Origin of the sequence: Novosphingobium organovorum (assembly GCF_022832435.1) — a bacterium.
GTDB lineage: Bacteria > Pseudomonadota > Alphaproteobacteria > Sphingomonadales > Sphingomonadaceae > Novosphingobium > Novosphingobium organovorum.
In genome coordinates this window covers 1-13,966 of the sequence record NZ_JALHLF010000099.1, presented here as the reverse complement: position 1 = coordinate 13,966, position 13,966 = coordinate 1, and the positions used below count along the sequence as shown (strand labels likewise).

General features: G+C 68.8%; 12 protein-coding genes. 3 read left to right on the top strand and 9 right to left on the bottom strand.

The features are described from left to right. The 5 genes from MTR62_RS17190 to kdpF all read right to left on the bottom strand — a co-directional run. On the bottom strand, positions 1-1,182 hold a 1,182-nt coding region (locus tag MTR62_RS17190), incomplete at its 3' end, for a sensor protein KdpD (RefSeq protein ID WP_244023216.1). After that, positions 1,179-1,769 carry a potassium-transporting ATPase subunit KdpC gene (gene kdpC, locus MTR62_RS17185; protein WP_244023214.1) on the bottom strand — a complete coding sequence of 197 codons (591 nt, stop codon included), beginning with the start codon at positions 1,767-1,769 and terminating at the stop codon, positions 1,179-1,181. The genes MTR62_RS17190 and kdpC, both read right to left, overlap by 4 nt. A gap of 12 nt (positions 1,770-1,781) precedes the next feature. Then, complete coding sequence (gene kdpB, locus MTR62_RS17180) at positions 1,782-3,818, bottom strand: potassium-transporting ATPase subunit KdpB (protein ID WP_244023212.1); 2,037 nt, start codon at positions 3,816-3,818, stop codon at positions 1,782-1,784. Between the two features lie 12 nt (positions 3,819-3,830). After that, complete coding sequence (gene kdpA / locus MTR62_RS17175) at positions 3,831-5,534, bottom strand: potassium-transporting ATPase subunit KdpA (protein WP_244023210.1); 1,704 nt, start codon at positions 5,532-5,534, stop codon at positions 3,831-3,833. 10 nt (positions 5,535-5,544) lie between these two features. Next, a complete protein-coding gene (gene kdpF, locus MTR62_RS17170) occupies positions 5,545-5,634 on the bottom strand; it encodes a K(+)-transporting ATPase subunit F (protein ID WP_244023208.1) in 90 nt (29 codons plus the stop codon). 304 nt (positions 5,635-5,938) lie between these two features. Here kdpF and MTR62_RS17165 point away from each other — a divergent pair, with 304 nt between their 5' ends. After that, positions 5,939-6,835, top strand: a complete 897-nt coding sequence (locus MTR62_RS17165) for a LysR family transcriptional regulator (RefSeq protein WP_244023206.1) — start codon at positions 5,939-5,941, stop codon at positions 6,833-6,835. 34 nt (positions 6,836-6,869) lie between these two features. On the opposite strand, the gene MTR62_RS17160 is transcribed toward MTR62_RS17165, so the two are convergent. Together MTR62_RS17160 and MTR62_RS17155 are read right to left on the bottom strand one after the other, a co-directional pair. Beyond that, entirely contained in the window at positions 6,870-7,229 is a 360-nt protein-coding gene (locus tag MTR62_RS17160; protein WP_244023205.1) for a hypothetical protein, read from the bottom strand. A 56-nt stretch (positions 7,230-7,285) separates the two neighbouring features. Further along, entirely contained in the window at positions 7,286-8,842 is a 1,557-nt protein-coding gene (locus MTR62_RS17155; RefSeq protein WP_244023202.1) for a sugar phosphate isomerase/epimerase and 4-hydroxyphenylpyruvate domain-containing protein, read from the bottom strand. Between the two features lie 359 nt (positions 8,843-9,201). Between MTR62_RS17155 and MTR62_RS17150 the strand changes: the two genes are divergently transcribed. Both MTR62_RS17150 and MTR62_RS17145 read left to right on the top strand, forming a co-directional pair. Further along, positions 9,202-10,611, top strand: coding sequence for a sulfatase family protein (locus MTR62_RS17150; protein ID WP_244023200.1), 1,410 nt, complete (start codon positions 9,202-9,204; stop codon positions 10,609-10,611). Further along, the gene (locus MTR62_RS17145; protein ID WP_244023198.1) at positions 10,611-11,249 is read left to right on the top strand and encodes a TetR/AcrR family transcriptional regulator; all 639 of its coding nucleotides are present in this window, start codon (positions 10,611-10,613) and stop codon (positions 11,247-11,249) included. The genes MTR62_RS17150 and MTR62_RS17145 overlap by 1 nt, the downstream gene beginning before the upstream one ends. 33 nt (positions 11,250-11,282) lie before the next feature. Here MTR62_RS17145 and MTR62_RS17140 read toward each other — a convergent pair whose 3' ends face one another. Next, positions 11,283-12,299 (bottom strand): copper resistance protein B, encoded by a 1,017-nt coding sequence (locus MTR62_RS17140; protein WP_244023195.1) that lies wholly within the window; start codon positions 12,297-12,299, stop codon positions 11,283-11,285. Then, positions 12,296-13,966 (bottom strand): copper resistance system multicopper oxidase (locus MTR62_RS17135; RefSeq protein WP_244023193.1); only part of this gene is annotated, 1,671 nt, incomplete at its 5' end. The genes MTR62_RS17135 and MTR62_RS17140, both read right to left, overlap by 4 nt.

The window sequence follows — 13,966 nt, the reverse complement described above, 5'->3', positions numbered from 1 at the left end:
GGGCACGGCCGAACGTCCCGCGCCCGAGGCCCCCGTGCGCGGGCGCGCGGCGGGTGCGGCCGAGGGGAGGACATGGATGGCGACCTCTCCGATCGAACGCACCAGCCGGTCGACCACCGAACCGTGCCGCCATTCGAACCACCAGCTGCGCTGCGTCTTGCCCAGGATGACCTGCGTCGCGCGCGCCTCGCGGGCGAAGGCGACCAGCCCTTCAGCGACGCCCGAGGCCGGAATGCTCGCCGTCGTGGCGCCCAGCCGCGAGGCGAGCGCCAGCGTTTCGGACAGGTGATGGCGGTCCTCGTCGCGCAGCGCCGTGTCGCGCTGGGTCGCGATATGGACCACGCTCCAGGGGGCCTTGAGCGCATCGGCCATGCGCTTGCCCGCGCGCACCAGACCCGCCGCCTGGGGGTGTTCGCTGACCGCCACGACGATCCGCTCGCCCACCGCGAAGCTGCCCGCCAGCGCGTGCGCGCGAACGTGTTCGAGCATCTGCGCATCGACCGCCTGCGCCGCGCGGCGCAGCGCCAGCTCGCGCAAGGCGGTGAGGTTGGACTTGGAGAAGAAGTGCCCGAGCGCGCGGGTCGCTTCGTGCGGGATATAGACCTTGCCCGCGCGGAGCCGCTCGATCAGTTCGTCGGGGGGAATGTCGACGACCTCGATCTCGGCCTGCTCGAGGATCGAATCGGGAACCGTCTCGCGCACCCGCACCCGCGTGAACGAGGCGACCACGTCGTTGAGGCTTTCGACATGCTGGATGTTGAGCGTCGAAAACACGTCGATACCCTCATCGAGCAATTCCTCGACGTCCTGGTAGCGCTTGGGGTGGCGGCTGCCGGGGGCGTTGGTGTGTGCCAGTTCGTCGACCAGCACCAGCGCGGGGCGCCGCTCGAGGATCGCGTCGATGTCCATTTCGCCAAGGCTGTGGCCGGCGTGATCGACGGTGCGCCGGGCAATGACTTCGTGCCCCTCGACGAGCGCCTCGGTCTCGCGCCGGCCATGCGTCTCGACCACGCCGACCACCACGTCGACGCCGCGCGCCCGGCGCTGGTGCCCCTGCGTGAGCATGGCCCAGGTCTTGCCGACCCCCGGAGCGGCGCCCAGGAAGATCTTGAGGCGGCCACGGCCCTCCTGCGCGGCGGCGCGCAAAAGGGCTTCGGGCAAGGGACGATCCGGTTCGCTCACGCCGCAGGCTTAGCGGGAAGTGCGTCCAGCCGTCGATTGAGTTCGAACACATTTACGTGGGCTTCCCCGATAAATCCCAGCAGGGGCCGCTCGATCGCCGCTTCGACGAGGCCGCGCACCAGCGCCGGATTCATCGCGCGGGCCTTCGCCACGCGCGCGACCTGATAGCGGGCCGCTTCGGGCGAGATGTCGGGATCGAGCCCCGATCCCGAGGCAGTGACCAGATCCACCGGGATGGGCTGGCCCGGCTGCGCTTGCTCCAGCGCCGCAACCTGGCCCGCGACACGTTGGTGCAGCGCCTTGGACGCCGGGCCCAGGTTCGACCCGCCCGAGGCCAGGCCATCATACCCCTCCCCCGGAGCCGAAGGGCGGGGGTGGAAATAGCCGCTTGCGGTAAACGCCTGTCCGACCAGCCTCGAGCCGATCACCGTGCCGTTCGCGCGCACCAGGCTTCCGTCGGCCTGCACCGGAAACAGCGTCTGGCCAAGGCCGGTCATGGCCAGCGGATAGGCCAGGCCCAGCAGCAGCGCGAAGAGCACGGTCATGACCAGAGCCGGGCGCAGCGACGAGAGAATGTCGTTCTTCATGATGCCTTCTCCTCAGGCAAGACCCAGGCCGCTGACGGCAAGGTCGATGAGCTTGATGCCGGCGAACGGGGCGAGCAGGCCGCCGAGCCCGTAGATCGTCAGATTGCGCGCCAGCAGCGGCCCGGCCGCCATCGGCTTGCAGGCCACCCCCCGCAGCGCGAGCGGCACGAGGCAGGGGATGATCAGCGCGTTGAAGACGATCGCCGAGAGGATCGCGCTCTCGGGGCTGGCCAGCCGCATCACGTCGAGCACGCCAAGCCCCGGATAGAGCGCGACGAACATCGCCGGGATGATCGCGAAGTACTTGGCCACGTCGTTGGCGACCGAAAACGTGGTCAGCGCACCGCGCGTCATGAGCAGTTGCTTACCCAGCCCGACGACCTCGATCAGCTTGGTCGGATCGCTGTCGAGATCGACCATGTTGCCCGCCTCGCGCGCGGCCTGCGTGCCCGTGTTCATCGCCACCCCGACATCGGCCTGCGCCAGCGCGGGGGCATCGTTGGTGCCGTCCCCGCACATCGCCACCAGGCGCCCGCCCTGCTGCTCCTTGCGGATGAGCGCGAGCTTGTCCTCCGGGGTCGCCTCGGCGAGGAAATCGTCCACCCCCGCTTCCGCCGCGATCGCCGCGGCGGTGAGCGGGTTGTCGCCGGTGATCATCACCGTGCGGATGCCCATGGCGCGCAGTTCGCCAAAGCGCTCGCGAATGCCCGCCTTGACGATATCCTTGAGGAAGATCGCGCCGAGCAGGCGGCCGTCGACGGCCACCGCCAGCGGGGTGCCGCCGGCCCGTCCGATCTCCTCGGTCACGCGCGCCAGCTCGGTCGCCGCAGCCGTTTCGCTGGCCTGCGGGTTGGCCTTGAGAATCGCCTGGACGGCCCCCTTCTGGATCACGCGCGCGCCGACCCTGACCCCGGAGATGCGCGTCTGCGCGGTAAAGGGAATGACCTGCGCCCCTTCGGGCAGCGCGCGCGCGGTCTGCCCGAAGGCCTCCCGCGCGAGCACCACGATCGAGCGCCCTTCGGGGGTTTCGTCGGCCAGACTGGCCACCAGCGCGGCCTCGGCCAGTTCGTCCGGCGATACGCCGCTCACGGGGCGAAATTCGCTCGCCTGGCGATCGCCCACGGTGATCGTGCCGGTCTTGTCGAGCAGAAGCACGTCGATGTCGCCCGCCGCCTCGACCGCGCGGCCCGACTTGGCGAGCACGTTGAAGCGCACCAGGCGGTCCATGCCCGCAATGCCGATCGCGGAAAGCAGCGCGGCGATGGTCGTCGGGATGAGCGTGATGAGCAGCGCGGCGAGGATCGCGACGGGAATGCTCCCGTTGGCGTAGCGCGCAAAGCCCGGTATCGTCGCGACGGCGATCAGGAAGATGATGGTAAGGCCGGTGAGCAGCAGGGTCAGCGCGATCTCGTTCGGGGTCTTGTGCCGTTCGGCGCCTTCGACCAGCGCGATCATGCGGTCGAGAAAGCCCTGCCCCGGATGGGCCGTCACCCGCACCGCGATCTCGTCCGAGATGACCCGCGTACCGGCGGTCACCGCCGAACGGTCCCCGCCCGCCTCGCGGATCACCGGCGCGCTTTCGCCGGTGATCGCGGCCTCGTTGACCGAGGCGACACCGGCGATCACCTCGCCGTCGGCCGGGATGAGATCGCCGGTCTGCACCAGCACGAGGTCCCCCTGCCTGAGCGTCGCGGCCGCGACCGCTTCCCAGGCCGCCCCCTCGCCCATCAGGCGCTTGGCGGTCAGTTTCGCCTTGGCCGCGCGCAGGCTGGCCGCCTGCGCCTTGCCCCGCCCTTCGGCCAGCGCTTCGGCGAAAGTGCCGAACAGCACCGTCAGCCAGAGCCAGACCACGAGTTGCAGCTTGAAGCCCACCGCGAGGCTGTCGTGCCCGGCGACCAGCAGCACCGTCAGCAGCAGCGCGACCGTCGCCGTGGTGAACATCACCGGATTGCGCACGAGGTCGCGCGGGTGGAGCTTGCGCAAGGCATCGCCGATCGCCGGTGCGATGAGGTCTGCCGTGAACAGCGATTGTTCGTGCTTACGTGCCATGATGAAGGCGCCTTAGAAAAGCTGGCCGCGCACCATCGCCAGATGATCGGCGATGGGACCAAGCGCGAGACCGGGAAGGAACGTCAGGCCGCCCACGATCAGCACGATGCCGATCAGCAGCCCGACCCAGAGCGGGCCGGTGGTCGGGAAACTGCCCGAAGTCGCCGGGGTGTACCGCTTGGCGGCAAGGCTGCCCGCGATCGCCAGCATGGGAATGATGACGAAATAGCGCCCCAGCCACATCGCGACAGCGAACAGGCCGTTGTAGAACGGCGTGCCCGAGGACAGCCCGGCGAAGGCCGAACCGTTGTTGCCCACCGCGCTCGAGAAGCCGTAGAGAATCTCCGAAAAGCCGTGCGGCCCCTTGTTGAGCGGCCCGGCCAGGCCTTCGGGCAGCACCGAGGCCAGCGCCGTTCCACACAGGATCACGAGCGGAAGCACCGCGATCGCCAGCACCGCCAGCTTGACCTCGCGCGCCTCGATCTTCTTGCCGACGTATTCGGGCGTGCGCCCCACCATCAGCCCCGCGACGAACACCGCCAGGAGAGCAAACAGCAGGAACCCGTAGATGCCCGCGCCCACGCCGCCGATCACGACTTCGCCAAGCTGGATGTTGAACATCGCAACCAGTCCGCCGAGCGCGGTGAAACTGTCGTGCATGGCGTTGACCGCCCCGCACGACGCCGCCGTCGTGATGACCGAGAACAGCGCGGAACCCACGATCCCGAAGCGGACTTCCTTGCCCTCCATATTGCCGCCCGAAACGCCGAGCTGGTGGAGGAGCGGGTTGCCCGCCGCTTCCTGCCAGTAGACGATCGCCACCCCGGCAAGGAAGATCGTCAGCATCGCGGCAAGGATCGCCCAGCCCTGCCGGGTGTTGCCCACCGCCTTGCCAAAGCACCAGGTCAGCCCCGCGCCGATCGCGAAGATCGAGAGCATCTGCACCAGATCGGTCAGCGCGCTCGGATTTTCGAAGGGGTGCGCCGAATTGGCGTTGAAGAAGCCGCCCCCGTTGGTGCCGAGCATCTTGATCGCTTCCTGCGAGGCCACCGGGCCCAGCGCGAGCGTCTGGTGCGCGCCTTCGAGCGTGACCACCTGCACCGAGGCGGCCAGGGTCTGCGGCACGCCGCTGGCGATCAGGTAGAGCGCATAGACGACGCAGACCGGCAGCAGGAGATAGAGCGTGACGCGGGTGAGGTCGGCCCAGAAATTGCCGATCCCCGTCGCGCTGCGCCGCGCAAAGCCGCGAAAACAGGCAAAGGCCAGCGCGATGCCGGTCGCCGCCGAGAGGAAGTTCTGGAGCGTCAGCGCGAACATCTGGGTGAAATTGCTCAGCGTCGCTTCGCCCGAATACCACTGCCAGTTGGTGTTGGTGGTGAAGCTGACCGCCGTGTTGAACGCCCCGTCCGCCGCCATGCCGGGATAGGCGAGGCGGTTGATCGGCAGGACGCCCTGAAGCCGCAGGACCAGGTACGTCAGCAGCGCGAGCGCCAGGTTGAACACCAGCATGTGCACCGCGTAGCAGCGCCAGGACTGGTCCTGATCGGGATCGATGCCGCAAAGGGCATAGAACCCGCGCTCGACCCCGCCCAGCACCCGGTGCAGCGGCGTTCGACGCCCCTGGTAGAGCGCGTGGAGCCAGATCCCCATCGGTTTGGTGATGGCGAGCACAAGCCCGAGGAAGGTGGCGATGAACAGCCAGCCCTGCGTGGTCATGGCGCGGATCCTAGAAGCGCTCGGGCCGCGCGAGCACGGCGACGAGATAGATGAGAAGGCCAAGCGCGACGATGCCCGCCAGCCAGAGGTCGAAGGTCATGATCGTGGTCCCCTCAGGCCTTGTCGCACAGCGCGACATAGCCAAGGCTTGCCGCCAGCAAGGCGAGGGTCAGGCCGATCCAGAGGATGTCCTGCATGGGTAAAAGCTCCTGCATGCCCGCATCGCACACGGCGTGACGCGCGGTTTACGCAGCAGCCCCATTAGGCGAGGGCCGCGTTGGAATTCGAGACAGAGGCTCCCCCACGGCCATAGTATTTTCGTATGAATCCCCGCCCGCACCTGCGCCCGCACCCGCAATCGACCCGCATTTTGCTCTGCGGGGACGACGTGGTAGTCCCGCGCCATGTTGACGCTGAGGCAAATCGAGATCTTCCGCGCGGTCATGATCACCAAGACGGTGAGCGGCGCCGCGCGGATGCTGGGCACCTCGCAGCCCGGCCTCAGCCGGATGCTCGCGCACATGGAGGACCGGCTGCGCTTTCGCCTGTTCGACCGCACCCGCGGCCGCCTCGTCCCGACGCAGGAAGCGCGCGCGCTGTTCGAGGAGATCGAACACGTGTTCAAGGGCATCGCCGATCTCGACCACGTCGTCCAGCGCCTGGCCAAGGGCACCGACCGGACCTTCCGCGTCGGCTCCTCGCCCTCGCTCGGCCACTCGATCGTGCCGCAGATGCTCGCCCGGCTGCTGCGCGACTACCCCGAACTGACGCTCCAGTTCGACATCCTCTCGGTCGAGCAGGCGGGCGACTACCTCGCCCTCCAGCGCGGCGACTACGCGCTCACGGTGTTCCCGGTCGACCATCCCAACGTGCTGTCAAGCCGCATCGGCGCGGGGCGGATGCTCTGCGCGGTGCCCGCCGACCACCGCCTCGCCGGGCGTGAACGGATCACGCTCGCCGACATTCGCGGCGAGCGTATCCAGTCGTTCCGCAGCGACACCCCGCACGGGCGGATCATCGCGCAGATGTACGCCGAACAGGGCGAGGAGCTCGACGTCGCGACCTACGTGCGCTTTGCCGAGACGGCGGTCTCGTTCGTGGCCAACGGCATGGGCATCGCGCTCGTCGACAGCTTCACCGCGATGCAGGGACACGGCAACGCGGTGCGCTTTCTGGAATTCGACGCACCCGGCGTGCTGCCGGTCTACATCAGCCGCAACACCATCGCCGCGCGCCCGAGCATCGGCGAGACCTTCGAGGAAATCGCCCGCTCGGTCCTGCTCCACCTGCCCAGAGGATAACCGCGCGCATCGACGGCGCCGGGCAAGGGCCGGCCTATTCGGCGACGGTCTCGGGCTCGCGGTAGCGGCTTTGCGCGGCCAGCCGCACACCCGCGTTGGGCGCGCCGTACCCGGCGTAGCCGGAGCGGCGCTCGACGAATTCGAAGAAGAACAGCTTGTCGAAGGCCCGGCTGTAGAACTGGCGGTAGGCCTGTCCCGCCGCATCCTCGTCGTAAAGAACACCGCAGGCGGCCATTTCGCCCAGCGTTTCCGCATCAAACGCGAATCGCGCGTCGAGATCGTCGTAATAGTTGTCCGGGATCGACAACAGGCTCGCCCCCTTCGCGCGCAGCGTGCGCGCGCTGGCCAGCGCATCGGCGCAGGACAGCGCGACATGCTGGAAGCCCCCGCCCATGCCCTGCGCCAGAAAGCGCGAGGACAGCGTCTCGCGCGCATCGGTGGCGTTGAGGGTCAGACGAAAGCCCCCGTCGGGCGATTGCAGCGCCTGGCTGAGGACCAGCCCCNCGCATCGGTGGCGTTGAGGGTCAGACGAAAGCCCCCGTCGGGCGATTGCAGCGCCTGGCTGAGGACCAGCCCCGAAGGGTCGATCACGTCGTTGGCATCGCGCCCTTCGAGCCCGAACAGCGCGCGCCAATAAAGCTGCCAGGAGAGGAATTCGTCGTTGAGCACGACCGCGGCGAGATGGTCGATCTCCCCCATCCCCGCCGGGTTTTCGGGCGCCGCCGCGGGGTCTTCTGGCGCCGTCGCGGGCAGGGCCTCGAACTCGTCGGCCCAGAGCGCCTGCGAACCATCCTCCTCGACCAGATAGACCAGGCTCCCGCCCACCCCGCGCAGCGCGGGCATCGCGAGACGGCCGGGGCGGCCTTCGGGGCTGTAGGCGCGGATACCGAGCGCGGCGGCGCGGCGCATCACCGCGTCCGCGTCCTTCACCCGCACCCCGATCGCGCAGATCGCGGTCCCGTGGACGATACGGTAGGAGCGCGCGAAACCCTTGGGCTCGGCGTTGATGACGAGGTTGACGTTGCCCTGCCGCCAGCGCGTCACCTGCTTGGTGTGGTGGCGGCCGACCTCGTCGAAGCCGAGCGAGGCGAACGTCTCGCCCAGCCGCGCGACATTCGCCCCCTCGGCGGTGAACTCGACGAATTCGGCGCCGAGCGGGGGCTGCGGCGCGGGCATCGTCGTGGCCGTGCCCAGCACGCGCTGCGCGGCGTCGCGCACATATTCGAGCGCGCGGTGCCCGTCTTGCGCCACCAGCCGCGAGGACATCGAGCGAAAACGGTCGTTGAAGATCTCGAGCGAAAGCGGGCCGGTGTAACCGGTGCGCAGGATCTCGGCGACGTAGCGCGCCAGATCGAAGCCGCCCTGCCCCGGCAGGTTGCGGAAGTGGCGGCTCCAGTAGAGCCGGTCCATGTCGAGCAGGGGCGCATCGGCGAGCTGGACGTAGACGATCTTGTCACCCCGGATCGCCGCGATGCTTTCGCTCGGGATCTTGCGCGAAAGCGAGTGGAAGCTGTCGAGGATGATGCCCACGTTGGGATGGTCGACCGCCTCGACGATCGACCAGACCTCGCGGTGGTCGTTGACGTGGCGCCCCCAGGCCAGCGCCTCGTAGCCCACGAGGATGCCGCGCGCCTTGGCCCGCTCGCCCAGTTCGGCGAAGTCCGCGACGATGCGCGCGCGATCGCCCAGCGCGTGGGGCGAACAGTTCGAGCAGACCAGGATGCGGTCGGTGCCCAGTTCGCCCATCAGGTCGAACTTGCGCTCGGCCCGGTCCATCGCGCGCTGGCGCAAATCGCCGGGCATCCCCTCGAAATCACGGAACGGCTGGTAGAGCGAACAGTGAATGCCCAGGTCCGCCATGCGCGCGCGCACTTCGGCCGGGCGCAGCGCGGAGCCGATGAGATCGTTCTCGAAGATCTCGACGCTGTCGAAACCGGCCGCGGCGGCGGCCTCGAGCTTTTCCGCAAGCGTTCCGCGCAGGGAAACCGTGGCAATGGCGTTCGACATGGGCAGGCCTTTCGGTGGACGGGGCGCTTTCGATATTGGCCGCAAGGCGGCGCGGCGAAAGCCCCGCTATCGGCATCATCCATGCCTTCATGTTATGGGCCTTGTCCGTTCGCCGGTGCATGCAAGGAGTCCCCGGCGGGCGTTGAAGGGACCGGGGCGGTGCCCGAAGCGTCTTCGCCGGTGCACCCTCGCCCCCCGGATCAGTCTTCCAGCAAATCGATAGTCGCCCATCCGCGCGATCGATTGGACGCCGCCTTCTACAGCTGTAGAAATTTCGCACGAAGGCGCGGACAAATGCGCCCCGACGGGAGAGAGAAAACCATGTTCCAGACCTTCATGATCCGCCGGCCATCCGCCTCATGAGCACCAACCGCCGAGACGTGCTCGCCGGACTGGGCACCATGGCCTCGCTGCTGGCCAGCACCTCGCTGCGCGCCGTGGCCCGCCCCCCGGCCGTGCGTCCGAACTTCGTCTTCATCATGGCCGACGATCTGGGCTACGCTGATCTGTCCTGCACCGGATCGAGCCATATCAAAACCCCGGCGATCGACAGTCTGGCGCGCGACGGCGTGCAGCTCGACCAGGCCTACGCCAACGCCCCGATCTGTTCGCCCACGCGCACCGCGCTGCTGACCGGCTGCTACCAGTACCGCTTTCCCATCGGCCTCGAGGAACCGCTCGGCCCCGGCGCACCGGCGGGGATCGGTGTCCCCCGCGATCGCCCCACGCTCGCCTCGGTGCTGCGCGATCGCGGCTATGCGACCAAGCTCATCGGCAAGTGGCATCTGGGCGAACCGCCCAAGGAAGGCCCGCTCCAGCACGGCTATGACGAATTCTTCGGCGTCGTCGAAGGCGCGGCGGACTATTTCCGCCACAAGATCGTGGTCGGCGGCAAGGAAGTGGGCATGGGCCTTGCCCGCGGCGACACCCCGGTCACGGTGGACGGCTACGCGACCGACCTGTTCGGCGACGAGGCCGTGCGCACGATCGAGCAGGCGGGCGAGAACGCGGGCAACAGGCCCTTCCTCATCAGCCTGCACTTCACCAGCCCGCACTGGCCCTGGGAAGGCCGCGAGGACGCCGCCCTGGCGCAGAGCCTCGACAGTTCGTTCGACTACGCCGGTGGCAGCCTTGCCAAGTACAAGGAAATGGTCGAGGCGATGGACCAGAACGTCGCCAAAGTGCTCGCCGCGCTCGAACGCACGGGGCAGGCGGACAACACCGTCGTCGTGTTCACCAGCGACAACGGTGGCGAGCGCTTCAGCCAGACCTGGCCCTATGTCGGGCACAAGGGCGAGCTGCTCGAAGGGGGTGTCCGCGTGCCCGTGGTGATGCGCTGGCCGGGCCGGATCGCGCCCGGTTCGACGTGCGACCAGACGATGATGAGCATGGACTACCTGCCCACCTTCCTGACCATGGCGGGCGGCGACGTGGCGCGCGCGGGCCGGTTCGACGGGGTCGACCTCAGCGCCCAGCTGACCGGCGCCGCGCCCAGCTTCGCGCGCACGCTCTACTGGCGCTACAAGGCGAACGACCAGGCCGCGATCCGCCAGGGCAACTGGAAATACCTGCGGCTGGGCGGCAAGGAGCACTTGTTCGATCTGGCCGCCGACGCGCACGAGCAGGCCGATCACGCGCTCGACCAGCCCGCAAGACTGCGCGCCCTGCGGCTCGAATGGGACGCCTGGAACGCGCAGATGCTGCCCTATCCGCTGGGCAGCTACAGCGAGGACCTGCGCCTCCACTACCCCGATCGCTACGCCGATTGATGGCCGCTGTGCCCGGCGTTGTCGCGGCGGTGCCCGCGCCCGATCCGGCTTCCTCGGGCGAGGACCGGCGCGCCGCGATCGCGCGCGCCGCACTCACCATCCTGGGGACGCACGGCAGCCGGGGCCTGACCCACCGCGCGGTGGATCGCCACCTGGGTTACGGCGAAGGCACCAGCTCGGCCTACTTTCGCCGCCGCGCCGATCTGGTCGAGGCCGCCGTGCGCGCGCTCTTTGCCAGCGACCGGGCGCGCTTCGAGACGATGGCCGGGGCCATGCTCGCCGCACCAGGCCCGCTGACGCCGGGCCAGCTGGCGCAATTCTATCTCGGCCTCATTGAGGACGTGGTCACCCGGATGCCGCAAGAGGCCCGGCTTGCCCGCTACGAATGCTTCCTGCTGGCCAGCCGCGACCCGGCGACGGCGCGGCTGCTCGAAGCCTCGTTCGACACGCGCGAGACATTCGATGCCGCGCTGTTCGAAAAGGCTGGCGCGCCCGATCCGCATCAGGCCGCCGTGCGCTTTGGCTATTTCCTGCGCGGCGTGTTCCTGACCCTGGCGATCCTGCCCGGCGCCAGCGCCCGGCACGCGCTGCTCGGTCCAGCGCAGATGCAGCGCCAGATCCTCGCCGCGTTCGGCTGAAACCAAGGCGCGGCCACGCCGGGAAAGGCGCGGTCAGAACAGCGCGCGGATACCGACGACGGCGGTGAGCTGCGCCGGATCTTCGCCCGCGAGGCGGGCATAACGGGCGGTTCCGGCCAGCTTCCTTTCCCAGTTGATCCCCACATAAGGGGCCAGCGCCCGGTTCGCGTCGTAGCGCAGCCGCGCGCCCAGCTCGATCCGCTCGAACCCGGCACCAACGCCGATTTCGGGCACGTCCTGATAGGCGAAGTCGAACTCGGCCTCGGGCTCGAGCACGAGGTTCTGTGTCAGGCGCTGGTCATTGCCGATGGTCGCGCGGGTGTGCACGTCGCCTTGCTCGGAAACCAGCATCTGCGCCTCGATCTCGAACCAGTAAGGCGCCAGACCCTCGATCCCGACAAGGGCGTAAGTGCGCTGCGGACCCGAGCCCGAACCCGTGCGAAAGTCGTGGCGCACGCCCACTTCGAGGTTGTACCAGGGGTCGAGCGCGTGGCGCCAGTAAGTCGCCAGCTCGAGCCGCTCGGCCCGCTCGCCGAACGAACCCTCGCCGGTGCTGTCGAGCACGATGCGGTCGATGTCGCCGCCATACCAGGCCTGCCCTTCCCAGCCGAAGCCGCCCTTCCCGCTTCCGGTCGTGCGGTATTCGAGCCGATCGATCTGGAGCGCGAACGTCGAGAAGCCAGCCCCGCGATAGAGCGCCGCGCGCGAAGCGGCCATCACGTCGGCCGCAAACACCGCATCGGCCGCATGATCGCGCGGAACCGGTGGTGCGGGCGCGGTGCCGGGCTGGTCGGCCACCGCACCATCCCCGGCGTGTTCCGCGTGCCCCGCCATGTCCATCCCGGCCATGTCGTGCTCTGGCGTCGGTACGGCCGGCGTCGCCGCATCCGATGGCGGCATCGGCATCATGGCATGGTCCGCATGATCCTGGTGGTCGGCCGGATCGGAAGCGGCGGTCTCCTGCGCTCCGGCCTGCGGCCCATGCGCGGCCAGAGCGGCCGCCATCACGCCCGCCAGCAGGCGTGCGAACCGGGTGCGGCGCGCGCTCATGCCTCGGCTCCTTCGCGGCGCACGGTCACGATGCGCATCATCCCGGTGTGCATGTGGAGCAGCATGTGGCAGTGGAACGCCCAGTCCCCCTCGGCATCGGCGGTGAGATCGAACGCCACTTTGCCGCCGGGCAGAACGTTGACGGTGTGCTTGCGCGGCCGGTGCCCCGGCTCACCGCTGACCAGTTCGAAGAAGTGGCCGTGCAGGTGGATCGGGTGCGGCATCATGGTATCGTTGATGAGATTGACCCGCACCCGCTCGCCATGGCGGAAGGGGATCGGCGCGGGATTTTCCGAAAACGCCTCCCCGTCCATGGACCACATGTAGCGTTCCATGTTCGCGGTCAGATGCACGTCGATCGCGCGCGAGGGCGTGCGCGGGTCGGGGTTGGGATCGAGCGCGCGCAGCTGGGCATAGGTCAGCACGCGGTGGTCCACCGTCTCGAGCCCGGTCGGCCGGTCGGCCAGCCGGTCGACCGGCATCGGCGAAAGCGTCGCCACCCCCGGCCCCATCGCAACGCCCGGCGCGACCGACGGATCGCGCATCGACATGGAATGGCCCTCCATGCTCGAATTGGCCGGCTTGCTGAGATCGATCTCGCCGCCCTCGCCCATGTCCATGCCCGACATGTCCATGCCCATGTCGCGCATGGTCAGGAGCGGGCGTTCGCGCAGCGCCGGGACGGGGGCGACCAGCCCCGGCTGCTGCGCCAGCGTGGCGCGCACCTGGCCCGAACGGTCGATCGCCTCGGCGATGATGGCGTAACTTTGCGCCGCGCCCGGCTCGATCAGGAAATCGTAGGTTTCGGCGATCGCGATCTGGACCTCGTCGGTTTCAACCGGCTGGACGCGGTTGCCGTCGGCGGCGACCACGGTGAGCGGCAGGCCGGGAATGCGGAAATTGAAATTGGTCATCGCCGAGGCGTTGATGACCCTGAGGCGCACGCGCTCGCCCGGCCGGAACAGCCCGGTCCAGTTCTCCGCCGTGCCATGACCGTTGACGAGATAGCTGTAGGTCGCCCCGGTCACGTCCGAAATGTCGGTCGCGTCCATGCGCATCTCAGCCCAGGCCAGCCGGTCGGCGACCGACTGGTCCTTGCCTGCAAGCAGTCCGGCCAGCGTCTGCTTCTGATGGTTGAAGAAGCCGCCCATCATCTTGAGCCGGCGCAGCTGCTCGTGCGGGTGCAGCGGGCTCCAGTCGGACAGGACGAGAATGTGCTCACGCTCGCTGGAGATCGGATCGGCGCCCGCCGGATCGATCACGATCGGCCCGAACAGCCCCATCGCCTCCTGCATCCCGGAATGGCTGTGATACCAGAACGTGCCCGAATGGCGCAGCGTGAAATCGTAGTGGAAGGTCTCGCCCGGATCGATGCCGGGAAAGCTGACGCCGGGCACCCCGTCCATCTGGAAAGGCACCAGCAGCCCATGCCAGTGGATCGAGCTTTGTTCGGCAAGCGTGTTGGTCACCGCGATGCGCACGCGCTGGCCTTCGCGCAGGCGAAGGAGCGGGGCGGGCAGCGTACCGTTGACGGTGACCGCGTGCGCCGAACGCCCCCCGGTCGCAAAGTGGCTGGTGCCGATCTGCAGCGCGATCGTCTCGCCCGAAAGCGCCGCGCCGGGCACGCCCGTCGCCGGGGCGACCCCGGCCGTCCCCGCCCGCGCCCA